Annotated in this window: 1 pseudogene; it reads left to right on the forward strand. The window is 68.8% G+C overall.

Annotated elements, in window-relative coordinates:
* Window positions 1-247: pseudogene (locus TN53_RS42905) on the forward strand (replication-associated recombination protein A); the annotation flags it as partial.
* Window positions 248-375: the final 128 nt, after the last annotated feature.

Below are 375 nucleotides of genomic sequence, written 5' to 3' on the forward strand. Positions count from 1 at the left end.
ACGCACAGGCTCGCTCATGCCGCCCGCCCACATCCTCAACGCTCCGACCCGGCTGATGAAGGACCTCGGCTACGGCAAGGGTTATCAGTACGACCCTGACACCGCTGACGGCTTCTCCGGCGCCGACTACTTTCCCGAGAACATGAGCCGCGAGACGTACTACGAACCCACCCGCAGCGGCTACGAAGCCCAGATCGTCGAGCGTCTACGCCAGTGGGCCGCTCTGCGGGCTCGTAGGCAAAGGTGAGGGGCAAGGGCGGACGCGCCGTTTGGGGAAGGTTTGAGTAGGGCGGCGGCCGGTCCCGGGGCCTCAGCGCGCTCGGGGGAAAAGCCGCTCGACAGCGGTCACCACCGCGGCGCGGCGGGCGGCGGTGG

The organism is Streptomyces sp. WM6386, from assembly GCF_000972385.1.
Classification (GTDB): domain Bacteria; phylum Actinomycetota; class Actinomycetes; order Streptomycetales; family Streptomycetaceae; genus Streptomyces.